This window comes from Oxalobacter paeniformigenes (genome assembly GCF_027158465.1).
Lineage (GTDB): Bacteria > Pseudomonadota > Gammaproteobacteria > Burkholderiales > Burkholderiaceae_D > Oxalobacter > Oxalobacter paeniformigenes.
In genome coordinates, this window is record NZ_JAMKYL010000001.1 from 570,458 (window position 1) to 594,223 (window position 23,766).

At 57.9% G+C, this 23,766-nt stretch carries 26 protein-coding genes; 18 read left to right on the forward strand and 8 right to left on the reverse strand.

Annotation, left to right across the window (positions count from 1 at the left end):
* Nucleotides 1-4: 4 nt before the first annotated feature.
* Nucleotides 5-367, reverse strand: coding sequence for a NirD/YgiW/YdeI family stress tolerance protein (locus NAI64_RS02555; RefSeq protein ID WP_269297472.1), 363 nt, complete (start codon nucleotides 365-367; stop codon nucleotides 5-7).
* 85 nt (nucleotides 368-452) lie between these two features.
* On the reverse strand, nucleotides 453-845 hold the full coding sequence (locus tag NAI64_RS02560) for a YgiW/YdeI family stress tolerance OB fold protein (RefSeq protein ID WP_269297474.1): 393 nt from the start codon (nucleotides 843-845) through the stop codon (nucleotides 453-455).
* Between the two features lie 312 nt (nucleotides 846-1,157).
* On the opposite strand from NAI64_RS02560, the gene rfaD reads away from it, so the two are divergent.
* Nucleotides 1,158-2,141, forward strand: coding sequence for an ADP-glyceromanno-heptose 6-epimerase (gene rfaD / locus NAI64_RS02565; RefSeq protein WP_269297476.1), 984 nt, complete (start codon nucleotides 1,158-1,160; stop codon nucleotides 2,139-2,141).
* A gap of 94 nt (nucleotides 2,142-2,235) precedes the next feature.
* Here the strand turns inward: rfaD and NAI64_RS02570 are convergent, their stop codons facing one another.
* Nucleotides 2,236-2,451: a hypothetical protein gene (locus NAI64_RS02570; protein ID WP_269297478.1), complete on the reverse strand. Its 216-nt coding sequence runs from the start codon at nucleotides 2,449-2,451 to the stop codon at nucleotides 2,236-2,238.
* A 60-nt stretch (nucleotides 2,452-2,511) separates the two neighbouring features.
* On the opposite strand from NAI64_RS02570, the gene NAI64_RS02575 reads away from it, so the two are divergent.
* Nucleotides 2,512-3,576: a porin gene (locus NAI64_RS02575; protein WP_269297480.1), complete on the forward strand. Its 1,065-nt coding sequence runs from the start codon at nucleotides 2,512-2,514 to the stop codon at nucleotides 3,574-3,576.
* Nucleotides 3,577-3,705: 129 nt separating this feature from the next.
* Nucleotides 3,706-4,923, forward strand: coding sequence for an MFS transporter (locus NAI64_RS02580; protein WP_269297482.1), 1,218 nt, complete (start codon nucleotides 3,706-3,708; stop codon nucleotides 4,921-4,923).
* A gap of 34 nt (nucleotides 4,924-4,957) precedes the next feature.
* On the opposite strand, the gene NAI64_RS02585 is transcribed toward NAI64_RS02580, so the two are convergent.
* Nucleotides 4,958-6,358 (reverse strand): alanine/glycine:cation symporter family protein, encoded by a 1,401-nt coding sequence (locus NAI64_RS02585; protein WP_269297484.1) that lies wholly within the window; start codon nucleotides 6,356-6,358, stop codon nucleotides 4,958-4,960.
* A 210-nt stretch (nucleotides 6,359-6,568) separates the two neighbouring features.
* Nucleotides 6,569-8,134: a TerC family protein gene (locus NAI64_RS02590; protein WP_269297485.1), complete on the reverse strand. Its 1,566-nt coding sequence runs from the start codon at nucleotides 8,132-8,134 to the stop codon at nucleotides 6,569-6,571.
* A gap of 222 nt (nucleotides 8,135-8,356) precedes the next feature.
* Between NAI64_RS02590 and NAI64_RS02595 the strand changes: the two genes are divergently transcribed.
* From NAI64_RS02595 to NAI64_RS02635, 9 genes are all read left to right on the forward strand, one after another.
* Nucleotides 8,357-8,875 carry a cupin domain-containing protein gene (locus NAI64_RS02595; RefSeq protein ID WP_269297487.1) on the forward strand — a complete coding sequence of 173 codons (519 nt, stop codon included), beginning with the start codon at nucleotides 8,357-8,359 and terminating at the stop codon, nucleotides 8,873-8,875.
* Nucleotides 8,876-9,029: 154 nt separating this feature from the next.
* Entirely contained in the window at nucleotides 9,030-9,509 is a 480-nt protein-coding gene (locus tag NAI64_RS02600; RefSeq protein ID WP_269297489.1) for a hypothetical protein, read from the forward strand.
* Between the two features lie 282 nt (nucleotides 9,510-9,791).
* Nucleotides 9,792-10,121: a hypothetical protein gene (locus NAI64_RS02605; RefSeq protein ID WP_269297491.1), complete on the forward strand. Its 330-nt coding sequence runs from the start codon at nucleotides 9,792-9,794 to the stop codon at nucleotides 10,119-10,121.
* A gap of 449 nt (nucleotides 10,122-10,570) precedes the next feature.
* Nucleotides 10,571-10,870 (forward strand): hypothetical protein, encoded by a 300-nt coding sequence (locus NAI64_RS02610; protein ID WP_269297493.1) that lies wholly within the window; start codon nucleotides 10,571-10,573, stop codon nucleotides 10,868-10,870.
* The gene (locus tag NAI64_RS02615) at nucleotides 10,870-11,364 is read left to right on the forward strand and encodes a lysozyme (protein ID WP_269297495.1); all 495 of its coding nucleotides are present in this window, start codon (nucleotides 10,870-10,872) and stop codon (nucleotides 11,362-11,364) included. The genes NAI64_RS02610 and NAI64_RS02615 overlap by 1 nt, the downstream gene beginning before the upstream one ends.
* A 22-nt stretch (nucleotides 11,365-11,386) precedes the next feature.
* Nucleotides 11,387-11,956, forward strand: a complete 570-nt coding sequence (locus NAI64_RS02620) for a lysis protein (protein ID WP_269297497.1) — start codon at nucleotides 11,387-11,389, stop codon at nucleotides 11,954-11,956.
* 67 nt (nucleotides 11,957-12,023) lie between these two features.
* Nucleotides 12,024-12,539, forward strand: a complete 516-nt coding sequence (locus NAI64_RS02625; protein WP_269297499.1) for a hypothetical protein — start codon at nucleotides 12,024-12,026, stop codon at nucleotides 12,537-12,539.
* A 432-nt stretch (nucleotides 12,540-12,971) separates the two neighbouring features.
* A complete protein-coding gene (locus NAI64_RS02630; protein ID WP_269297501.1) occupies nucleotides 12,972-13,523 on the forward strand; it encodes a hypothetical protein in 552 nt (183 codons plus the stop codon).
* 53 nt (nucleotides 13,524-13,576) lie between these two features.
* Nucleotides 13,577-14,146 carry a DUF2569 family protein gene (locus tag NAI64_RS02635; protein ID WP_269297503.1) on the forward strand — a complete coding sequence of 190 codons (570 nt, stop codon included), beginning with the start codon at nucleotides 13,577-13,579 and terminating at the stop codon, nucleotides 14,144-14,146.
* 36 nt (nucleotides 14,147-14,182) lie between these two features.
* Here NAI64_RS02635 and NAI64_RS02640 read toward each other — a convergent pair whose 3' ends face one another.
* Together NAI64_RS02640 and NAI64_RS02645 are read right to left on the reverse strand one after the other, a co-directional pair.
* Nucleotides 14,183-14,662 carry a DUF2569 family protein gene (locus NAI64_RS02640; RefSeq protein WP_269297505.1) on the reverse strand — a complete coding sequence of 160 codons (480 nt, stop codon included), beginning with the start codon at nucleotides 14,660-14,662 and terminating at the stop codon, nucleotides 14,183-14,185.
* A gap of 39 nt (nucleotides 14,663-14,701) precedes the next feature.
* A complete protein-coding gene (locus NAI64_RS02645; RefSeq protein WP_269297507.1) occupies nucleotides 14,702-14,830 on the reverse strand; it encodes a hypothetical protein in 129 nt (42 codons plus the stop codon).
* 249 nt (nucleotides 14,831-15,079) lie between these two features.
* On the opposite strand from NAI64_RS02645, the gene NAI64_RS02650 reads away from it, so the two are divergent.
* The 4 genes from NAI64_RS02650 to ftsH all read left to right on the forward strand — a co-directional run bounded on the left by NAI64_RS02650 (nucleotide 15,080) and on the right by ftsH (nucleotide 18,794).
* Nucleotides 15,080-15,385 carry a hypothetical protein gene (locus NAI64_RS02650; protein ID WP_269297509.1) on the forward strand — a complete coding sequence of 102 codons (306 nt, stop codon included), beginning with the start codon at nucleotides 15,080-15,082 and terminating at the stop codon, nucleotides 15,383-15,385.
* An 87-nt stretch (nucleotides 15,386-15,472) separates the two neighbouring features.
* Nucleotides 15,473-16,459, forward strand: a complete 987-nt coding sequence (dusA, locus tag NAI64_RS02655) for a tRNA dihydrouridine(20/20a) synthase DusA (RefSeq protein ID WP_269297510.1) — start codon at nucleotides 15,473-15,475, stop codon at nucleotides 16,457-16,459.
* Nucleotides 16,460-16,650: 191 nt separating this feature from the next.
* Nucleotides 16,651-16,824, forward strand: coding sequence for a hypothetical protein (locus NAI64_RS02660; protein ID WP_269297512.1), 174 nt, complete (start codon nucleotides 16,651-16,653; stop codon nucleotides 16,822-16,824).
* On the forward strand, nucleotides 16,821-18,794 hold the full coding sequence (ftsH, locus tag NAI64_RS02665; protein ID WP_269297514.1) for an ATP-dependent zinc metalloprotease FtsH: 1,974 nt from the start codon (nucleotides 16,821-16,823) through the stop codon (nucleotides 18,792-18,794). The genes NAI64_RS02660 and ftsH overlap by 4 nt, the downstream gene beginning before the upstream one ends.
* 55 nt (nucleotides 18,795-18,849) lie before the next feature.
* On the opposite strand, the gene ribB is transcribed toward ftsH, so the two are convergent.
* On the reverse strand, nucleotides 18,850-19,491 hold the full coding sequence (ribB, locus tag NAI64_RS02670) for a 3,4-dihydroxy-2-butanone-4-phosphate synthase (protein WP_269297515.1): 642 nt from the start codon (nucleotides 19,489-19,491) through the stop codon (nucleotides 18,850-18,852).
* 676 nt (nucleotides 19,492-20,167) lie between these two features.
* Between ribB and NAI64_RS02675 the strand changes: the two genes are divergently transcribed.
* Both NAI64_RS02675 and cas3 read left to right on the forward strand, forming a co-directional pair.
* On the forward strand, nucleotides 20,168-21,043 hold the full coding sequence (locus NAI64_RS02675) for a helix-turn-helix domain-containing protein (RefSeq protein ID WP_269297516.1): 876 nt from the start codon (nucleotides 20,168-20,170) through the stop codon (nucleotides 21,041-21,043).
* A gap of 262 nt (nucleotides 21,044-21,305) precedes the next feature.
* On the forward strand, nucleotides 21,306-23,762 hold the full coding sequence (cas3, locus tag NAI64_RS02680; RefSeq protein ID WP_269297518.1) for a CRISPR-associated helicase Cas3': 2,457 nt from the start codon (nucleotides 21,306-21,308) through the stop codon (nucleotides 23,760-23,762).
* Nucleotides 23,763-23,766 lie beyond the last annotated feature (4 nt).

The following is a 23,766-nucleotide window of genomic DNA, read 5'->3' on the forward strand; positions in this document are numbered from 1 at the left end:
GGAATCAGCGAATGACGGTCAGACGCTTGACATCGATTTCCGGTGCGCGCATCAGGTCCTTGTCGACCTTGCCCCAGATTTCGACCTGGGTGTTGGCGTCCACGCGCTGGCCTGCGAAATCTTCCTCATCGATTTCGACCTTGATGGTACCGGTACCGTCGGTGAACTGGTACATGTCATTGGAAATGCGGTTGATGATCTTGCCGCGCAGGGTGACACGGGTGTCATCGACCGGGTTTTTCAGGATTTCGGCAACGTTTTTGTAGGAAACGGCCTGGCTTGGGCCGGTGTACTGGGCTTGTGCCGTGCTGGCGGCACACATGACACCGGAAGCGACAAGCAGGGTGGCGGCGATTTTCTTGAGCATGTTTTCTCCTTTGCTTTTGGCGTTGTCGTTGAAAAAAAGGGTTGGACACATATCCGTAAGACGGGGCGGAATGTGCAGGCAAAAATCAGTTGACGATCGTCAGGCGCTTGACGTCGATGTGCAAATCTTTCCTCATCGGGTCTTCATGGATGTTGCCCCAGATTTCGACAGGGGTGTTGGCATCGATGCGCTGGCCGCCGAATTCCTTCGGACCGATCTTGGCGTTGACGACACCGGAACCGTCGGAGAACTGGTACATCTTGTCGGTCAGCTGCATGATGATCTTGCCGCGCAGGGTCACATAGGTATCGTCAACCGGTTCCCTGAGGATTTCGGCGACGTTCTTGTACTGCCGGACCTTGCTGGGGCCGACATATTCGGCATGGGCCGCGTTCATGACGCCCATCATGCCGGATGCCGCAAGAATCGTGGCGCCGCATACGACGGCAAGAGAACGGGATGCAAGTTTTCTGAACATGATTTTTCCTTATCGTGGGGGGAGGGAACGCCCAAAATGTTTCCCTGAAGCACCATATTAACGTATTTTGAAAATCGGTGCAGACGACCGCATCAAATCCCGTGCGGTTTGCCTGCACGCTGTGATTGCCGCCGGGTGAATCGTCCGCGACGGGTGCAAAAACGGCGATGACGGGACAAAACAGGTTAAAATGCCGGTCTGGACAACTTGCCTGCCGCGTGGCAGGCCGCAGGGCAGGACGTATCGCGGCGAAACGCCGGACGCGGACAGTCTGTCCTGACGCACAAACGGGACACAAACGGGAGAATCGACATGTATATCGTGACAGGCGGCGCCGGTTTCATCGGCAGTGCCATGGTCTGGAAACTGAACCAGATGGGCATCGACGACATCATCGTGGTGGACAATCTGGCATCGAGCGAGAAATGGCACAATCTGGTCAATCGCCGTTTCACCGATTATCTGCACCGGGATACTTTCCGCAAGATGCTGGAAGACAACCGCCTGCATTACAAGATCGACGGCATCATCCATCTGGGTGCGTGTTCCTCGACGACGGAACGCAATGTCGATTTCCTGATGGAAAACAACGTCAAGTACAGCGAACTGCTTTGCCGCCGCGCGATGGAACGGGGCGTGCGCTTCATCAACGCCAGCAGCGCAGCCACCTACGGCGACGGTTCGATGGGCTTTTCCGACAGCATCGACACGGCGCTCAAGCTCAAGCCGCTCAATGCCTACGGCTGGTCCAAACAGCTTTTCGACATGTGGGCGTATCGTGAAAAACGCCTTGCTTCCATCGCCAGCGTCAAGTTCTTCAACGTCTATGGCCCGAACGAATACCACAAGGGCGACATGAAAAGCGTGATCTGCAAAGTCTTCGCCGATATCCGCAAGGGGCTGCCGATCCGCCTGTTCAAGTCGGACAATCCGCAATACGGCGACGGGGAATCGTTCCGCGATTTCGTCTATGTGAAAGACTGCGTCAATGTCCTGTACTGGCTGCTGGAACATCCCGAAGTCAACGGCATTCTCAATATCGGTTCCGGACGGGCGCGGACATGGAACGATCTGGCGCGTGCCGTCTATGCCGCGATGGACATGCCGCCCGTCATCGAGTATTTCGACATGCCGGAAAGTCTCAGGGGCAAATACCAGTATTTCACGCAGGCGGAAATGGGCTGGCTGGAAAAAGCCGGTTGCGATGTGGCGTTCCACAGTCTCGAGGAAGGCGTCGCCGATTATGTCCGCAACTATATGATGAAAGACGACCCCTATCTGGAACAGAACCTGTAAGAGCGGGAGAGGGTGCATGGCGGCGCATGCCGCCTGCCGGTCCTGTTTGCGCTTTTTCGTCGTCGCCCGGTTTGCATCTTGCGCGTATTTTCATCTATCGTTGCATATCTTCGCCTGATTTTCCGTATTTTGCGGTTTTTTGCCGAACGAAAACGTTTTCGTGCAAGCCGGCGGAAATTCCTGCCGTTTTTTGTGTTTGCACAACGTACTCTTTCCCGTTTGCGCTAATTAAGGTATAAAGACGCATTTTATGCGCGAACTGCACCGGAAAGTGCGTTTGTCGTGCAATCGTTTCCAGCAGCCGTTTCACCGCTTTTTGCGCCTTTTTGCCAACCGCCTGCCGTCACGGCACTCGATATCGGAACTGAACATGAAAAAAACACTGGTTGCCGCCGTATTGTCCGGCCTGCTTTCGGCAGCGGCATATGCCCAATCTTCCGTCAATATCTACGGTATTCTCGATACCGGCCTCATCAAGGAATCCGGTTCGGATGTCCGCATGGGCGACTATATGTCCAGCCGTATCGGCTTTCGTGGCACCGAGGATCTGGGCAACGGGCTGAAAGCGACGTTCGAGCTGGAACAGCGTTTCCGCCTCAATGACGGCACCCCCAGCAGCAGTTACAGCTGGGATGAAAAACTGCGCAACCGCCTGGGACGCAACGACGATACGCGATGGACGGGGTATGCCAACGTCGGACTGGCCGGCCAGTGGGGTGCCGTGCGTCTCGGACGCGTCATGAGCCTCGTGGCCGAAACCTTCACGATGATCGACCCGTTCGACCAGAACGGCATCGCATCCTCGTATTCGGTCAACAGCCTGCTGCACTCGCATTTCCTCAGCGATACCGTCCGCTATGACAGTCCGAACATCAACGGCTTCGAACTGGGACTGACCTATACACTGGGCGACGACAAACACGGCGATTCCGCCGAAGACCAGTTCGTTCGTCGCGAGGGCAACGACGGCTTCGCCATCAACCCACGCTACCGCAACGGCCCGGTCATGTTGCTGGCGAACTTCGAGCGTGTCGCGGATTCCGGCAATTCCTATCTCTGGGATGTGGGCGGAACCTACCAGTGGGGCGATCTGAGGTTGTTCCTCGGCTATGAACGCACGGTATTCAAGCTCAACGAACTCGTTGGCAAGGCGGGCAACCAGTCCGAATGGCTCACCGGTCTGCTCTACCGCATGGGACCGCACATCATTCTGGCATCCTACAACCGCGGGGAAATCGACGCCGGTATCTATGACGGCCATGCCAACAAATATGCCGTCGGCTACAACTACGAATTTTCCAAGCGTACGACCCTGTACAGCAGCCTGACCTATGTCGACAACAGCGACCCGGCCATCGGCGCGATCTACAACAGCAACGGCACCGAACGCAGCTCCATGACCGGTATCCAGATCGGGCTGAACCACAAGTTCTGAACACGGCCACCGCCGGTTTGCCTTTTGCATCCGGCGGCACGATAATGGCGTCGTTTGCCGGAAAAGGGGCCGCCGCGCTTTCCGCGGCCAGCACCTGTCCTCCGGATATCGTATCAGCCAGTCAGGATCATGTCCCTTTTTCCCGTCGGCCGCATACCGGCTGAAAACCGAACCCTCGGCGCGCTGTCGCTGGCCGTTTTTCTCACCTATCTGACCGTCGGATTGCCCCTGCCGGTCATCCCGCTGTTCGTCTATCACGAACTGGGGCTTTCCAATACGCTGGTCGGCATCGCCGTCGGCTGCCAGTTCATCGCCACCGTCCTCACCCGTGCCTATGCGGGACGTCTCGCCGACAACAGCGGCGCGCGCAAAACCGCCTTGCGGGGCATGCTGGCCTGTTCGGCCGCTGGCGCGCTGTATTTGCTCGCCGCCGCGCTCCCGCTGCCGCCGCTGGCACGCTATGGCCTGCTGATTGCGGGACGGCTCTCGCTCGGCTTCGGCGAAAGCCTGCTGGTTTCCGGCAACTTCACCTGGGCGATCGGACTGATCGGCGCGAACCGCGCGGGCAAGATCATGTCATGGAACGGCATGGCGATTTACGGTGCGCTCGCCGCCGGTGCGCCGCTGGGCCTGTGGATGAACGGACAGGCCGGTTTCGTCGCGCTGGGACTTGTCACCGTACTGTTGCCGCTCATCGCCTTCATGCTCGACAGACGCATTCCCGAAATTCCGGTTTCGCCCGGCAGACAGGTCGCCTTGCATACCGTCGCGAAAGCGATCTGGCAACCCGGTCTCGCGCTGGCCATGCAAGGCTGCGGGTTCGCCCTGATCGGCACCTTCATGTCGCTGCTGTTCGTTTCCGAAGGCTGGGAACATGCCGGCGCGGCCCTGAGCTGTTTCGGGGTGGCATTCGTCGGGGTGCGGGTCATCTTCGGCAGCCTTCCCGACAAAATCGGCGGCATGAAAGTCGCCATGGTATCGCTTGCCGTCGAGGCGGCAGGGCAGGCACTCATCTTTTTCGCGGGCAATGCCTGGGTCGCGCTGGCCGGCGCGATGATAACCGGCTGCGGCTGCTCGCTCATGTTCCCGTCGCTGGGCGTCGAAATCGTCAGGCGCGTTCCGGTACAGGCCAGAGGGACGGCCATCGGCGGTTATGCGGCGTTCCAGGATATTTCGTATGCGTTCACCGGGCCTGCCACGGGCATGATGGCGACGGCGCTTGGCTATTCATCCGTATTCGCTGCGGGCACGGTTTGCGCGTTGACGGGGATTGCGCTGGTCATCCTGTATGCGCGGTCGGCGAAAATCCCCCCGCCGGAACAGGAGCATGATGCGGCAGGCGTATGACTGCCGTCAGGAGACGGTGTCGGTATCGTTGCCGTTATGGCGCGGTTTCTTCCGTATCGCTGTTGTCGCGCAACGCCTTTTCGGCGGAATCGACGGCGCGCCAGTATTCCCGCGCGATCCGGAACAGGACGGGGGAAAGCATCAGCAGGGCGATCAGGTTCGGAATCGCCATCAGGGCATTGAGCGTATCGGCCACCAGCCACAATGAAGCCAGATCGACGAAAGGCAGCGTGCCGACCGGAATCGCCAGCACCCACAGCGCACGGAACGGCATGACCGAGCGGATGCCGAACAGGTACTGCGTGCATTTTTCGCTGTAAAGGCTCCAGCCGATGATCGTCGTGAGCGCGAACAAAACCAGCCCGATGCTGACGATATACTGTCCCGCGCCGGGCAGCGCCTGTTCGAATGCGACGACCGACATGGCCGCGCCGTTCTTGCCGCTTTGCCATGCGCCGGTGATGACGATGACCAGACCGGTGATCGAGCAGATGACGATGGTATCCAGAAAGACACCGAGCATGGCGATCGTGCCTTGCCGTGCGGGGCTGTCGGTGATGGCGGTGGCATGCGCGATCGGGGAACTGCCCATGCCGGCTTCGTTGGAAAAGATGCCGCGCGCGATACCGAAACGCATCGCCGCCCAGACCGTCGCGCCGGCGAAGCCACCGGCGGCCGATACCGGCGTGAACGCGCTCTTGACGATTGTCGCGACGGCCGACGGGATTTCCGAAAAATTCAGGATCAGAATGAGGATGCCGGCGGCGAAATAGCAGACCGCCATGAACGGCACGAGACGTCCCGCCACCTCGCCGATGCGCTTGATACCGCCCAGCAGCACCAGCCCGACCAGAATCGCCGTAATGATGCCGCTGATGACGGGATGCACCCCGAAGGTATGATGCATCGCATCGGCGATCGAATTGGATTGCACGGTATTGCCGATGCCGAAACCGGCGAACATGCCGAAGCAGGCGAAGAGAAACGCCAGCCATTTCCATTTTTCGCCCAGTCCCTTGCGGATATAGTACATGGGGCCGCCGATATAGTTGCCGTGTTCATCCTGTTCGCGGAAATGCACCGCGAGTACCGCTTCGGAAAACTTCGTCGCCATGCCGGCCAGCGCGATCAGCCACATCCAGAACAGCGCACCCGGCCCGCCGCAGAAAATCGCCGTGGCCACCCCCGCGATATTGCCGGTGCCCACCGTGGCGGACATCGCGGTCATCAGGGCGTTGAAAGGGGAAATATCGCCGGCCGTCCCTTCCTTGCGGCGGCCGCGCCACATCATCCGGAAACCGTAGAGAATGCGGCGCTGCACCATGAAACGGTAGCCGACGGTCAGGAAAAGGCCGGTTCCCGCCAGAAGCGGCAGCAATACGGGGCCGCTGACGAAACTGTTGAATTGTTTGATCAGTTCGATAATGCCGTCCATGCCGATGCCGACCCTTTCCGATGGTTGCAGGGCAGAACGAAAGAAGGAATTGCCTGCCCGGTTCGATATATTGAAGCCGGTTATTGTAACAAGAGGATGCCGTTGCGGGAAACGCTGTGTGAACCGTACCCGACGCCATGCCGGATTTCGGGACGGACAACGGGCGAAAAAGGATCAGCGGCCGGTGCGCCCGACGGCGCCCGGCAAACGCTAGCGTTCGTCCTCGGCAGGATGGGATTTGGCCAGGCGCGTGATACGGACGGTCAGGATACGGCGGCCGCGCATTTCGAGCACTTCGAAGCGGAAACCGTCATATTCGAAGGATTGGCCCACTTGCGGAACCGAGCCGAAACGTTCCAGCAAAAAGCCGTTCAGGGTCGAATATTCCTGCTCCTCATCGACAAGCCCGTCGGTTTCCAGCGTCTGTTCGACGCTGTACAGATCCGTCGCGCCGTCGATATCCCAGACCCCGTCCTCGACCTCCTTCACAGAGAGCTGCTCATCCTCGTCGGGGAATTCGCCGGCGATGGCTTCCAGAATGTCGATCGGCGTGACCAGCCCCTCGACGGAACCGTATTCATCGACGACCAGCGCCATCTGGCCACGCGAAGTCTTGAACAGATCAATGGCCTGCAGCACGCCGACCGATTCCGGAATGACGATGACTTCGCGGATGCTCTCGTCGTTGATCCGGCCGTAGGTATGCAGATCGTCCATCAGATCCTGCGCGCGGGCGATGCCGCGGACATTGTCCAGACGGGTGCGGGCGATCGGGAAAAAGCTGTGGGGGGTATTGCGCAACTGTTCCTGGATTTTTTCGGCATCGTCATCCAGATCGACCCAGCTGACTTCGTTGCGCGGCGTCATGATCGAACGGATCGGGCGTTCGCCCAGCGTCAGCACGCCGGAAACCATGTTGCGTTCTTCCTCGCCGAAAGCGGGTTCTTCGGCGATCACCGTTTTTTCCTCGGCTTCCAGCTCGCGCGGCTCGGTACGGGTCTTGCCGCCGAGCAGGCGCAACACGGCATCCGCCGTGCGGTCGCGCAACGGGATTTTCGCCATATGCTTCATGAAATTGTGCTGCGCGATCTGGTTGAACAGTTCGATCAGCACCGAGAATCCGATACAGGCGTACAGATACCCCTTCGGAATATGGAAACCGACCGCCTCGGCGATGAGCGACAGGCCGATCATCAGCAAAAACGACAGACACAGCACGACCACGGTCGGATGCTTGCTGACGAATTCGGTCAGCGGTTTCGATGCCCAGACCATGATGCAGACGGCGATGACGACGGCCGCCATCATGACCGGCAAATGCGAAACGATCCCGACGGCGGTGATGACCGAATCGAGCGAGAAAATCGCGTCCAGCACCACGATCTGGGTCACGACGACCCAGAAACTCGGAAAGACACGCTGTTCATCCTGCGGGTGCGGGCGGCCTTCGAGCCGTTCATGCAATTCCATCGTCGCCTTGAACAGCAGGAAAATACCGCCTATGAGCAAAATCAGGTCACGCCCGGAAAAGGAAACCGTATAGATGGAAAACAGCGGTTTCGTCAGCGTGATCATCCAGGACAGCAGCGAGAGCATCGCCAGCCGCATGAACATGGCGAGCACCAGACCGGTCAGTCTGGCATGATTGCGCTGCTTGGTGGGGAGTTTGTCGGCCAGAATGGCGATAAAAACAAGATTATCGATACCGAGGACGACTTCCAGTACGACCAGGGTCAACAGACCGATCCAGATTGCCGGATCAAACAGCCATTCCATAGACGAATAAAGAGTTGTTTCGAGGATTGTATTATCGCAAAAAATGGGGAGTTGTGCCTAATCATTTTTGCATTTTCGGCGAAAATGCCATCATTTTTCATGAAAATATCGAAAAACATCTGCAAATCACGTCAAAATAACAATATCGGCCATCGTGTGGAGACCATGCGGAAAAAGCGGGATACCGGTATTTGACTGCCGCTTCGGGGATACAATCCCGTCATGGAAAAAGGAGGACACCCCATGCAGGCCGCTACCCTGATCGCACATTATCGCCTCGAACCCCATCCGGAAGGTGGCTATTACCGTGAAACCTGGCGCAGCGATACCGTCATCGCGCGCGAGGCATTGCCCGAAGGCTTTTCGGGACCTCGCCATTGCTCGACCGCCATTCTCTTCCTGCTTGAAAACCGCGACGTCTCCAGACTGCACCGCATCCGCTCCGACGAAATATGGCACTTCTACGGCGGAGGTCCCTTGCGTCTGGCGATGATTTTCCCGAACGGCACGGCAAAAGAAATCGTGCTGGGACAAGACATCGAAGCCGGGCAATACGTCCAGTACGTCGTTCCCGCCGGCGTCTGGTTCGGTGCGAAACCCTGCGCCGGTACCGGCTTTTCCTTCGTCGGCTGCACCGTATCGCCGGGCTTCGATTTCGCCGACTTCGAACTGGGCGAGAAAACACGTCTTTTGCAAGCCTTTCCGCAGGCACACGCCACCATCGGCGAATTTTGCCCCTGAACGCGAAGGCATGGCCGGCATCCCGGAAATATCCGCATCACCATACGCAACGGCGCATTATTGTGCCGGATACCCCGGAAATCGCGGTATAGTCCATATATGGCTAGCCATATGGTGCCTGAATGGATGAAAAGCGATGAAAAAGGAGTGAAAAATGCCGTCAGACCTGAGAGAAGAAACCATCCGGCCGGAACTGGTACGTCAGGCGGAAGCCCTGTTGCAGGACTGGTATGAATGGACGCGGCAATGGCGACCGCAGCTGGGCATAAGGACCAGTTCGCCATACGGTTACGATGCACAGGAAAACGCGGCGGTTTGCGATGACGACGATGACGGAATCCTGTGCCGCGCCCGGATGGAAGCGGTCGAATGCTGTATCAACAGCCTGCCGCCGGAAATGGAACGGGCGATCGGACTGGAAATGCGGCGGCGCAGCGGTTCGCGTGCGGTAAACATGCCGCAGACGACGCAGGCATACCGGCACGCCGTGAAAGCGATCGTGCCGAAGATGGCGGGGCGCTGCCTGCTCACGCACAGCGCCATGCATCCGGTCGCAGGCCGGGCATGGCGTCGGGGGCGGCAGCTGAAACCGCAAGCGGGCGCGCCGGCATGCCGGAAAGCGGCAGGGGGGTGACAGAAGAAAAATACCCCTTACAATCATGATTGTGGTGGGCGCGCTCGCCCAAAAGCGCGCAAGACCGGGATGCCCGTCGTATGCGACACGGCGCAACCATGCGCAACGGGACGCAAGCCATGCGGCGATACGATATGTCTGGCGATACGCAAGTGCATCCCGCACGCACCAGTTCGACTCATGGCTCCGCACGGCGGAGCTTTTTTTATGCCATGTAACAAGCCCTGTTTCTTTCCGCAAGGCCGCAGGCCCGGGACAGGACAGGCGCAAAGGAGAAAAAGGATGTCCGAAGCGATACATCCCGCACAGGAAAGCGGCAGGCAAGACGCCCTGTTCGACTGGGTATGGAAAAAAGACGATCTGCATTACGAACGCGAGCGGCTGGCACGCTACCGGCATGCCGCGGGCAAGGCAGTCTCCGGCAAAAACACCGGATGGAATCGTGAAAAACCGGTGAAAGACAAACCGTCGAAATGCCGCCGCGCCATCGCGGCAAACACCCTGCGCGACAGGGGGGCGCATGCCGCGTTATGCCGTACCTTCTCCGGCAGGACGAAATACCCGGCATCCCGGTACAACATGCTATTGGCTAGCCGGGGCAACAGCATGTAAAATCGTTGAACCGGCATGTCATCCGGCATATGGCACCGTTTGCACGGGACATCCGCTGAACGATTGCCGGTTTTTGATGGATTGAAGGCAGGGAATGATTGCAACCAGATAGCTTCCCTGCCTTCTCTCTCATTGATCGCATTCGCCAGGCCCGTCTTGCGACGGGTAGCGGCGACAGCACATATCCGACAGAACACACGAAACCCCGCACGGCTAGACCGGCGGGGTTTTTTATCGCCCGCAGGTTTTTCCGGCGCAATCGTACCGGATACCGCAGGGAAAACAGCCCGCCTCGCGCGGGCTTTTTTTATCGGAAAACCCCATGGCCGGAAATACCGTTGCCGGCAGAAAGGAAAGCATATGGACGGATACCAGAGACAGCACGAACCGGCGAAAGCCAAAGGCCCCGGCAAGACACCGGCAGGCTCCGTGACGGCGGGAGACGCGAAATGACGATCCGGGACGAATTGCCGCACGAACCGGAAGCCGCGCACGCGCTCATCCGGCAGAAACTCAACGAACATACCGACGCCATCAACAGCCTGATCGAAACCAACCGCAAGCAGGACGAACGGCTGGAACGGATCGAGAAAAACACGTCCATGCTGGTGGAAATATTCCGCGCGGGCGACGGCACGCTCAAGGCCGTTCGCTGGTTCGGCAAACTGCTCATCTGGACAGGCAGCCTCTCGTCCGCGGCTTATGCACTGTGGTATGCCATCGTCAACTGGCCGCACAGGGGGGCATGATGGACGGAAAGAAAACCCGGATGGCTGCCGGTGCGCTGGGCATCGGTGCGGCACTGCTGGTCGCCATCGCCACGCACGAAGGCTATCGCGGCGAAGCCTACCGTGACGCGGCCGGCATTCCCACCATCGGCTACGGCGAAACGTCAGGTGTGAAGATGGGCGACAAGACCACACCGGAACGGGCGCTTGTGCAACTGCTGGAAAGTACGGAAAAACATGCCGACGCCATCCGCGCCTGCATCCATGTCCCGCTGTACCAGCACGAATTCGACGCTTACATCTCGCTGTCCTACAACATCGGGGCAGGGGCGTTTTGCCGCTCCACCCTCGTGAAAAAACTCAACGCCGGCGATTACGGCGGCGCATGCGAGGAAATCAGGCGCTGGAACCGCGCGGGCGGCAAGGTCTTGCCGGGACTCGTCAAGCGGCGGGAAGCGGAATACGCCATGTGCAAGGGGACGTCGTCAAACGGAAAGACAATCGCGGCGAAGTGAAAACAGGCGAAAGGAGACACACATGCGGAAAATCGTACTGGCGGCACTGATCGCCTTCATCATCGGCACGCTGGCGGGGTACCGGACGGGAAGCGCCGTCAGTCAGGCCGGACACGACCGGTATCTCGCGCAACAGGCGCGACAGGAAAACGCGCGGCTGGCCGAAGTGATGGAAAACAACCGGACATTGCACCATGAAATCAGTCGCTTGCAGGCGACAAGAGAAAAGGAAAACAAAGATGCACAGGAAAAATACCATGCTTTGCTGGCTCGTATCGCTCGCGGCGATACAAGGCTGTCAATCCCCGTCCGTACCGCCGGCGGATTGTCCTGTTCCGGACGTGCCGCCGATGCAGCTGGAAAAACGGACGCCGGACTTGACCCGGAGACTGCTCGACGCATTTTGTCTGTCGGACACGACGGCGATGCCGCCATCCGGGAACTGAACCAGTGTATCGACCAGTACCGTGCGGTTCGGGAACGGTTCGAGACCTTGCGCAGCCCGAAACGCCCGGGCGACAGGGTGGAAAAGGCGAGCGGCGACGCAAAACCGGAGACGGCAGCAAGCCGGACAGCGGCGCAGCATACCTGAAAAAGTGTTCGGGACTGTATGAAAGTGTTGCGTTACAATCCTGACGTTATCCGCAAGCAATTTCCCTATGCCCGACCGTTACCGTTCACAAGACCCAGCCAGTCAGCGCGACATGCCCGGAAAGGAGCGGCAAGGCGGTATCTGGCTGACGTTGCTGATTTTCATTTTCATCGTCGGCCGTCCGCTGTGGCATGGCGTGACGCAATCGCTTGTCCTGACGCGCCAGTGGCAGGCCGATCCCGCGATATGGTACGACATCGTCTGGCAGCGGCATTGCCGGATCATCTGGAGCGTGTTTTTCCTCACGACCCTGCTCAGCGTTTCCGCCGGCATCATGCTCTGGAAAACCCGCCGTCCCGCCGCCGTCTGGTATGCCGTCGCCGTCCTGTGGCTCGCATGGCCGGGCGCCTGCCTTGCCCAGAGCGCGGGATGGCTCTGGTACGGCGACCCGGTCCGCGCCGCGCTCTGGCTCCTTGCCGAACGGAAAAACCTTGTCTTCTCGTGCATCATGCCGTTCATCTGGACATGTTACCTCTACCGTTCCCGTCGGGTCAGGGCGCGGTATTGGCCGGACGATACCTGAAGCGCACACGGGGAAGGACAGTTGACGGCGGCGGCATGGCAAAATCCGCGTGGCAAAGTTCGCCGGACAGACATAAGGTACCGATTCGCGTGCAGGCCGCACGCATGGACGGAATCGCCTTGCCGTTTCGCCGAAATCGCCTGTCAACGGCGGCGTTTCACGTATCCGCAGGGCGAACGCGTCCGGCTGACGGAGAAAAAGACGGACGACAAATGGCGGCAGGCGGGCGGCCGACTTGCAACAGACGGGCGGCGAACGGTAGCGGACATGGGTGGCCGACAGGGCAGGGCATGCCTTTTATGGAATCGGGCAGTCTTTTCGGCGCATATGCTGTATCATTAGCGCCTCGCGCGTCGCCCGGCACCGCTTTGGCGAACGCGTACCGTAACGGCATTCACGAACGCCGTTTTTTTATCGCAGCGATACCCGAACATGGAAGGACAGCAAACGGCACCGACGGAAGAAAAAAGCCCGACGGCACCGCCGGACGACACGATACAGGCACATCCGGAAAACCGCCCGGATGAACCGGTCTGGCTCATCTTCCTGATCCTGCTGTTCATGTTCGGCAATCCGCTGTTCGATACCTGCTCGTTTCTGATGCAGCTCAGGCTGTATGAACGAGTCGGCATCGTCCGGGTCTTTCCCGACATTTTCAGCTTTTATACCGGATACGGCTGGTTCATCGTCATCTTTTCCTCGCTGGTCAGCCTTTATACGGGATATCGGCTTGGCGAGAGAAGGGAATGGGCGTCCATCCAGTTCGCCCGCTGGATGTTCTGGCTCATCGGGCCGTTGCAGGTTTTGTTGCTGCAAGGCGTCTATTGCCTCTTTTTCATCAGCGTATCCGGCTACAAGATACTGGGATACGTTCTCTTGCCGATGGCCAAATCGTTGCTCTGGACACTGGTATGGACGACCTGGCTGGGAAAATCCCGTCACATCCGCGAACTTTACGGCTATACTGGGGAAGAGGAAAGCTGACACGGCTTGCGCCGTCAGGGCGGCCGACAGCCATCCGGTGGAGAAACGACATCATGGACAAAAACGATAACGGAGACATCCTGCCGAAAGACAACGGCGTTTCCGGAACGAACGCTTCCGGGCAGACGCTTGCGCCTGCCGAACGGTCGCAGCAGGAAGATGCGCTTCCCTATCCGGACGCACCGGAAGGCGTCGGCGGATGGCTGAAACTGCTGGTCATCCTCTTGACCGTCATCGGTCCGCTGGTCAGCATTTTTTTCCATGCCGCTGAAATCGGGAAAGCCGAAGCGCTGTTTCCGGACATCGTCAACCATCCCGCTTTCACCCAGTACAAACATTTTTCATGGGCCATTTTGCTCATATGCTGCATCGTCAGCATCATCGCGGGCTACCGGTTGTGGAAATACCCTGTCCGCAAGTCCGTGAACAGCGCCATCATCGCCCTGTGGTTCATCGCCCTGTTTCCCGCGATCGCCATGATCGTTTATACCTGGGCGACCACCGGCAACGTCTGGTATGCACTGGCAGGCATCGCAGGGGAACGCTGGCAGCCTCTTATCGGCGCGATCATCTGGCATATTTACCTGCGCCGCTCCAAACGGGTCAAAAACACCTACCGGTAAACCCGGCTGACGGTCTTTGCCGGATCGGCCGCGGCATCAGCCGCCGAAATAGGTCAGCCGCACCCGCACCGAGCGCAGCAAATACCCCGTCCAGATCGTCGCCTGAATCGACGAGACGGCGATCGCCAGCCAAAACGGCTTGACGGTCTGGAAAAATGCCGTCCGGAAAGCGAAAGACGCCGCGACGGCATACCCAAGCGGCAGAATCGGGCCGGAAAACCACAGCGCAACCAGCGCGAGCCATACCGAAACAGGCCGGTGCCATCGCCACAAGGCGACAGCCGCCACAACCGAAACGCTCCAGACAATCGCGGAAAGGGTATAAACCGTCGTGCGGTACTGCACCCACGCCGGATTCGTCTCCAGCGCCGGCAAAAGCCGCGCCGGAACGACGAAATCGAGATACAGCGCGCGCAACCCCGTCCCCGGCGTATAAAACGCCAGCATCACGATCAGCAGCAAGAGCCAGCCGCCCACACCTTTCGGCACGGACGACCCCTGGAAAACACGGGACATCGGGAACTCCGTCACGCCGCACGCGCCAAAGCGGGCGGACTACGGCCAGAAAATCACTTCATCGTCATCTTCACGCGAAGACGCCTTGTCCTTGCCGGCCGCACACGCCGGCAAATCCCCGTCGCGGCGGAAAAGAAAATGGAACAAATGATAAAAAAGACACAACATCGCAAACCCTGCCATTAAACACGGATACAGGTTATGCACACAAACGCCTTATCCGGCATCCATCTTAATCCTTTCACGCACCTGCGTCATCCATTTGCGCCGTAAAAAACATATGTTTTTTCCGTGCATATGCAAAAGCGGCACCAGACGTCCCGTTCCTCTGCGGAACTCCCATGAGCCCAACGCCGGCAAAACGATACCGGCAAGACGTTGTGCAAAATGAAAACCTTTGAAAAACAAGGCATTATCATGCCATTTTCAGGTAAAGCGCAAAGCGATGGCATCGCGTGGACGCTGGCGAACCCCGCAGCGGGGCAGAGCAGCGGAACGAACCGGCACCCCGCGCCAGACTGGCGCAACCGCTTTTCGCCAGTACCGGAACATGCGCGGCAAACCCGAACGGGCAAACAATCGAGCGCCGGAAAAACCGGCAAACCCCGGACACAAGCCCCTCGCGGCGCGTTTTCCACACCGTTATGCACAAACTTGTCCACCGGGTTATCCACAGGAAAAGTCGGAAAGCAGCGCTCGTCTTGCCAGCGCGTGAAAATCTGATAAGCTTCGCACCGTGCCGCCGTACCGGGAACACCGGACCATACCGGAAACGGCGAAAAACCCGTATCTATCCCGCAAACGTCATCCATGAAACTACCCAAAAGAACCGTTTCCGTCGCCCCGATGCTCGACTGGACAGACCGGCATTGCCGCTATTTCCACCGGCTCATCAGCCGCCATACCTGGCTTTACACCGAAATGGTCACGACCGGCGCGCTGCTTTACGGTGATGTCGCGCGGCATCTCGATTTCAGCGATGAAGAACATCCCGTCGCCCTGCAACTGGGCGGGAGCGAACCCGACGATCTCGCCCAATGCGCGAAACTCGGCGAAAAATGGGGATATGACGAAATCAACCTCAATTGCGGTTGCCCGTCCGAACGCGTGCAAAAAGGCGCGTTCGGCGCATGCCTCATGAAAGAATCGACGCTGGTGGCGCGCTGCGTCGCCGCCATGCGCGACGCCGTCTCCATCGACGTGACCGTCAAACACCGCATCGGCGTCGATGACGTCCATACCTACGACTTTGTCCGCGACTTCGTCGGCGAAATCGCCGAAGCGGGGTGCCGTACCTTCATCGTCCACGCCCGAAACGCCATCCTCAAGGGACTTTCCCCGAAAGAAAACCGCGACATCCCGCCGCTGCGCTACGACGTCGTTTACCGGCTCAAAAAAGACTTTCCCGAACTGGAAATCCTGATCAACGGCGGGGTGGAAACGGCCGACGAAGTCGCGCGGCACCTCGAACAGGTTGATGGCGTCATGATCGGACGCGCCGCCTACCATTACCCCTGGCGCATGGCGGAATTCGACAGGCGCTTTTACGGCGACGACACACCGGCGCCGACACAGGCCGACATCGTAAAAGCCATGATCCCCTACATCGAAACCCAGCTCTCGCGCTACGGCGAAAAGGGCCTGAAAATGCACGGCATCACCCGCCACATGCTCGGACTGATGCACGGACAGCCCGGCGCAAGACGCTTCCGCCAGATACTCTCGGATGCCAGCCGGCTGGCAACGGGCAAACCCGCCGCCGTGCTCCTGGAAGCGCTCGCAGCCGTCCGCCTGTAACGATACGCCTGCAAAAGACAGTGCCGGTATCGTCATCGGCGGCAAGCGGAATCCCCGTCGCTGGCCGGTCGTGACCACACCGGCGGCAGTATCCTGATCCGTGTCTTTCCCGTCACCGGCAGGCGACGGACAGGGCGCAGGACGACAGGATATTGAGCAGCTCACGACACAAAACGGCAGAGTCTGTTAAGATGACCGTACAGCGACAAGCCATGCGGCAGGCGATGGCGGGTGAGGACGCAGCCGCCTTGTGGCAGGCTCCGTTGTCCCGTATCAAGCCGGAAAAGCGAAACGGCATTATGCTGGAGCCGATAGCAAGCCATCCGGTGATCCGGCCTTGCCAACCTGACAGGAGAACACCATGAATGACGACAATTCCCAGCGTAACCGGTGGCTCATGTGGTACATCATGTTCGCCGTGATCGGCATCGTACTCGCACGCGGATTCTGGGCGGACTACCAGCCGAGCGAACCCCTGCCGTACAGTGCCTTTCTCCAGCAGCTCAATGATGGCAATGTCGCACAGGTCGAAGTCGTCGGCAACGAAATCCGCGGCACCCTCAAGGAACCCGTCAACGGCAAAACCGAATTTTCCACCACCCGGGTGGACAACGCGCTCGCCGACCAGCTCGCCGCCCACGACGTGCGCTTCACCGGCGTCGTCGAAAACACCTTCCTGTCCGACATCCTCGGCTGGATCATTCCGACCGTCGTTTTCTTCGGCATCTGGATGTTTTTGATGCGCCGCATGGCAGGGCAATCCGGCATGGGCGGCAGCGGCGGCTTTCTCTCCATCGGCAAAAGCCGCGCCAAAGTCTATGTCGAAAAAGACATCAAGGTCACCTTCGACGATGTCGCCGGTGTCGATGAAGCGAAAGAAGAATTGCAGGAAGTCGTCGGCTTTTTGCGCGATCCCGACAAATACGGACGGCTGGGCGGACGCATTCCCCACGGCATATTGCTCGTCGGGCCGCCGGGAACCGGCAAAACCCTGCTCGCCAAGGCCGTCGCCGGTGAAGCGGGCGTTCCGTTCTTCTCCATCAACGGCTCCGAATTCGTGGAAATGTTCGTCGGCGTCGGTGCGGCACGTGTGCGCGATTTGTTCGAACAGGCCAGAAAACAGGCGCCCGCCATCATCTTCATCGATGAAATCGACGCACTGGGCAAAGCCCGCGGCGCCTACGGCGTCGGCGGACACGACGAAAAAGAACAAACCCTTAACCAGCTGCTTGCCGAACTCGACGGCTTCGACTCCCGTTCCGGACTCGTGTTGCTGGGCGCGACCAACCGGCCCGAAATCCTCGATCCGGCATTGTTGCGGGCAGGGCGCTTCGATCGGCAAATCCTCGTCGATCGTCCCGACAAGACCGGCCGTATCCAGATATTGCGCGTCCACCTGAAAAAAATCCGGCTCGGCAACGACATCGACGTTGAAAAAATCGCCGCGCTCACACCGGGATTTTCCGGCGCGGATCTGGCCAACCTCGTCAACGAAGCCGCCATCCTCGCCACACGACGCCAGCACAACGCCGTCATGCTCGAGGATTTCACCGGCGCCATCGAGCGCATGATCGCCGGGCTGGAAAAGAAAAACCGCCTCATCAACCCCAAGGAACGCGAAATCGTCGCCTGGCATGAAATGGGGCATGCACTCGTCTCCCTCGCGCTCCCCGGTTCCGAAACCGTCCACAAGGTCTCCATCATCCCGCGCGGCATCGGCTCGCTGGGCTACACCATCAACCGCCCGACCGAAGACCGCTACCTCATGACACAGCAGGAACTGGAAAACAAAATGGCCGTGCTTCTGGGCGGCAGGGCGGCCGAAGCGCTGCAATTTTCCGAAGTCACCACCGGCGCGTCCGATGACCTCGTGCGCGCCACCGAAATCGCCCGCAGCATGGTCACCCGCTACGGCATGAGCGACAAACTCGGACAAATCGCCTACGAAACCACGCGCAACGTCTTTCTGGCCCAAGCCGGCGAAATCCAGCAGGAAAGCCGCAACTACTCCGACGAAACCGCCCGCGTCATCGACAGCGAAATCCGCCGCCTTTTGCAACAGGCGTTCGAACGGGCAAGCGCCATCCTGAAAGAACGGTATCAAGCCCTTCAGACCGGCGCGTCCGCGCTCCTTGAACAGGAAACCCTGACCGAAGCCGAAGTGCTGGCCATCGCACAGGGACGCGACTGGCGCACGGCAGAAAAAAACGCCGCACAAACCGGTAACGCAACGGCTGAAAAAACCGGGAAGGGAAACAGTAACGATACAGGCAACCCAACCGGCAGCCCGGCGGGAAGCGACAACGGTACCACGCCGACCGGCAAAAACGCCTGAACGCGCCCGTCATTGCGCCGGCAGACTCGACCGCTCCCGAAGGGGAGCGGTTTTTTCATGCGCGCATCCGCCGGCGAACCGCCACGACATCGGCGACCGACACCACCGGAAAACCATGCACCCGCGAAAACGCCTCGATCTGCGGCAAGCGCGCCATCGTCCCGTCCGCATTCATCAATTCGCACAACACCGCAAACGGTGGCAAACCCGCCAGCTTCACCAGATCGACACTCCCCTCGGTATGCCCGCCCCGGGACAACACCCCGTTTTCCCGCGCCACCAGCGGAAACACGTGCCCCGGCCTTGCCAGATCATCCGGCACCGCGCCATCGGCGATCGCGGCACGAACAGTCGTGAGCCTGTCGGCGGCGGAAACCCCCGTCGTCACCCCGCGCGATGCCTCGACAGATACCGTAAACGCCGTACCGAAACGGCTCGTATTGCGCGAAACCATCGGCGGCAAGGCCAGACGCCGCGCCGCATCCGATTCCATACACAAGCAAACGATCCCGCTGCATGAACGGATCATCAGCGCCATCTGTTCCACCGTCATTTCAGACGCGGCGAATATCAGATCGCCTTCGTTCTCACGATCGGCATCATCCACCAGCAACACACCGCCACCGGCAGCCAGCGCCGAAACCGCATCCGCCACCCGGCGCGCAAAACCCTCGTCCGACATCCATGTACCATCCATATCCGTCTCCCGAAAAACAACGACAGCCCATGATAAAAAAAGCGCCACGCCAAAATGAGCGGCGATTTGCCGAAAACAGCACAAAATTTGCCCATACAGGAAAAACAGGGCAAACATGAGACCGGAACAGGGCACGAAACCAAATTGTAAGAAATTGCAATAAAGCCTTTTCGGGAACGGACAAATGGCTATCATGACCATGAATCGTCAACATGAATGAGATTCAAGCTCGTTTCCTCTTTATTCTGCAGTTTGCTCCTTGAACCTCATGAAATGAATACTCGTCGTCATTCATTTCATGAGGTCTTTTTTTATCCGCCGGCAGCCGACATGCGCCATCCCCGGCAATCCGTCATCCCGCAATACACCCACCCCCATATCCTCACACCACGCCGAACGCCGGACAAACGACCCGACCGGAAAGCGCAGGCCGGAAAAGGGCGGAAAAGGGCGGAAAAGGGCGGAAAAACCCTGCACGGAGCAGATCGCGGCACAGGCATCCGACGAAAGTACAGGCCGAATTGACAAGCCCGCAAGCGGACAAATACACTTTCCGTATCCGTATCATGCAGGCGGTGCGGCCAGTATCCACAGACGATACCCGGACACGGCATCCGGCCTCCCCGTGCGGGCATCGGCACGCCGCATACCACACGCGCCCCGGAACCCATGCGCCATGACCACCAAAGTCGTACAACGAAAAATCATCCATGACACCGGCCAGACCCTGACCTGCATGCATTTCCCGCAACTCGTCTGGCCCATGCACTGCCACGACACCTGTGAACTCATCATCATGACCGCCGGAAGCGGGCGGGAATACATCGGCCACGCCGTCGCCCCCTACCGGTCAGGCGACATCACCCTCATCGGGCGCGACATTCCCCACCTGCACCTGTGCGACTCACTCGACGGCAACCCGGACACCCCGGCCAGCACCTGCGAAATCCTTTACTTCTCCCCCGCGCTCTTTCCCGACAACATCGCCGCCATCCCCGAATATGCCGCCATCGCATCCATGCTGGAAAAAAGCGCCTGCGGCCTGCGATTCCGGACGAACGGCGAAACCGCGCACATCCTGGACAAAATCCGGCAACTCGCCTGCGCGAATGGCATCGCCAGAATACGCATCCTGCTCGACATCCTCGACACCCTCGCGCAAATCCCGGCCAGCACCATCGCCCCCGAACCCGTCGACAAAAAACGGCTCCACAAACAACTGACCGTCATCGACAAGGTCATGCAATACCTCAAGACCCGGTATCGTGAACCCCTGACCCTGGCCACCATCGCAGCTCACACCGGCATGAACCCCAGCGCATTGTGCCGCCACTTCCGGCACCACACCGGAAAAACCCTCACCGCCGTCCTCAACGAAATCCGCATCGCACACGCCTGCCAGCAGCTCTACACCACAAACCGCAGCATCTCAGCCATCGCCTGGGAAAGCGGCTTTGCCAGCCAGACCCACTTCAACCGCCAGTTCCGCACCCTGACCGGCCAAACCCCAGGCCAATACCGCAAAAACAGCCGCAGCGACGTGACAGCGTAGCGGAACCGTACCGGAAAACCGTTCCCATCGAAAAAAACGCCTTCCCGATACCGCATGCGACATACCTTGTCGCATGCGTGTGGTATTAAAGAAAAAATGAACAGATAATCTGCCGTTTATCCATTCGTTGAATATCGTATTAACAAATCCGGTAATCGATAAAAATTCAGGAATATGAAATCCGTTTGTTTTCAAATTAAAAATATATTTAAAATAATAAAACCGGATATTGATTGAAAGAACAAATAGAGGCGGGGAGATCATGCTGAATACCAAAGCCCTTGCGCATATTCGTCAAGCCGATGGTAAAAAACAACCATTGGAAGAACATTTGCTTTCTGTCGCAAAACTGGCAGGATTTTTCGCACGAAAAATCGGCTTGACTTCAAGCGGGCAAATCGCGGGATGTTCTCACGATATGGGAAAATATTCCAGCATTTTCCAGCAATATCTGTTGTCGGCAAACGGAATGATCGAACAGGACAGCGATGAATTCATCGATCCGGTTTCCAGCAAGGGAAAAATCGACCATTCGACCGCCGGTGCGCAATATCTCTGGAACAGACTGGAAAAATACAAACCGTTTGCACAGATGATGTTTCTGTCGGTCTGTTCACATCATAGCGGTCTGATCGATTGCCTGACTCCGGATGGTGAAAACCGTTTCGACGAACGCCTGAAAAAGCAAGTACCGTTGAATGAATCCGTTTCGGGAATGGACGAAGCCGTCAGGGAAAAACTCGACAGCCTGTCGGATGAAACCCTATTGAAAGAATGGTACGAAAAATACAAAAGTATTCTTTCAACAGAAAAGGATTTCATGAACAGGCACGAAAATGCGAAGACAGTCAGTGCAGAATACAACAACACCGCCTTTTTCAAACTCGGCATGCTGTTGCGCTGTTTTTTCAGTTGCCTGCTGGATGCCGACCGTATCGACAGTGCCGCTTTTGAAAATGAACAGTACAGACAGTTGCGCGACAGGCTGGGAAAACCGGACTGGGACAAACTGATCGGCCGTCTGGAAAAGGCGTTGTCCGATTTTCCGAACGATACGAAAATCCGGAAAATCAGGCAAAAAATTGCCGATGCCTGCCTTGAACGCTCGGATTCGCCGCAAGGAATTTATACGTTGACCGTACCGACGGGGGGCGGAAAAACCCTTTCAAGCCTGCGTTTTGCATTGCACCATGCGAAAAAACACAAGCTGGAACGCATCTTTTTCATCATTCCCTATACCTCGATTATCGAACAGAATGCGCGGGTGGTGCGTGATATTCTCGAAAACGGCGAAGAACCCGGTACCGTCGTACTCGAACATCATTCCAACATCGAACCGGAAAAAGAAACATGGCAGGGCAAACTTCTCTCATCCAACTGGGAAACCCCCGTCGTATTCACCACCATGGTCCAGTTTCTCGAAACCCTGTTCGGTTCGGGTACAGGTTCCGCACGACGCATGCACAATCTGGCCAATGCCGTTCTGGTTTTCGATGAAATCCAGACGTTGCCGGTACGTTGCGTTTATCTTTATTGCAATGCCATCAATTTTCTGGTCGAACAGTGTGGCAGCACAGCCGTATTGTGTACGGCGACACAGCCCTTGCTCGGAAAAGTGCCGCGCCCCGAAAAAGGGCAGCTGCGGCTGGCGCAACATGCCGAACTGATGCCGGACTTGCAAGGCTTGTTTGAAGAACTCCGGCGCGTCAGCTTCATCGACCATACAGACACGCCGATGAATCTTGAACAGATCGGTGATCTGGCGATCGGCGAACAGCGGGACAGGAAAAACTGTCTGGTGATCGTCAATACCAAAAACTGGGCAAAAGCGCTTTACCGATACTGTCTCGACAAGGGAGCGGAAAACGTTTTTCACCTCAGCACATCCATGTGTGCAGCCCACCGTACCGAAATTCTCGACCTTGTCCGTCAAAAACTTGAGCAGGATGAACCGGTTTTGCTCGTATCGACCCAGCTTGTCGAATGCGGTGTGGATATCAGTTTCAGAAGCGTCATCCGGCTGGCGGCAGGACTGGATTCCATATTGCAGGCGGCAGGAAGATGCAACCGCAATATGGAAAAAACGGCGGGAACCGTCCATATCGTAAGAGTGGTTGACGGACAGGAAAACATCACCCGGCTCGATGACATACGTGAAGGCAGAAATGTTTTTCTGAGAGTATTGAACGAATATCGCGAACCGATACGGAAAAAAGCGAAAGATCTTTCCGACCCTGAAATCATCGAACGCTATTTTCAATATTATTTTTATCAACGCGATCATCTGATGGCGTATCCATGCAGAACAAAAAACAAAAAAGAAAACCTTCTGGATTTGCTGGGTGCCAACCAGGGCAATATCGCAAAAACGGAAGGAAGAATGCTTCGCCAGTCATTTGAGACAGCCGCGAACTGTTTTGCAGCGATCGATGCCGAAACACAAGGCATTCTCGTTCCCTATGGCGAAGGACGCCGGATCATCGCACAGCTTTGTTCATGGCAACCTGAAAATGCGGCGGCATTATCCGTGCAGAGAGAATTGTTGAAAAAAGCGCAGCGGTATTCGGTCAACCTGTATCCCGATGTATTGAAAAAACTGGGAAATGCAGTGGCATGCATACCGGAAACGGGAATCATGTATCTTCTTGAATCATATTACGACAAGGAAACCGGCGTAACGGCAGAAGCGACGGGAGAAATGGATTTTCTGCATTATTGAAAGG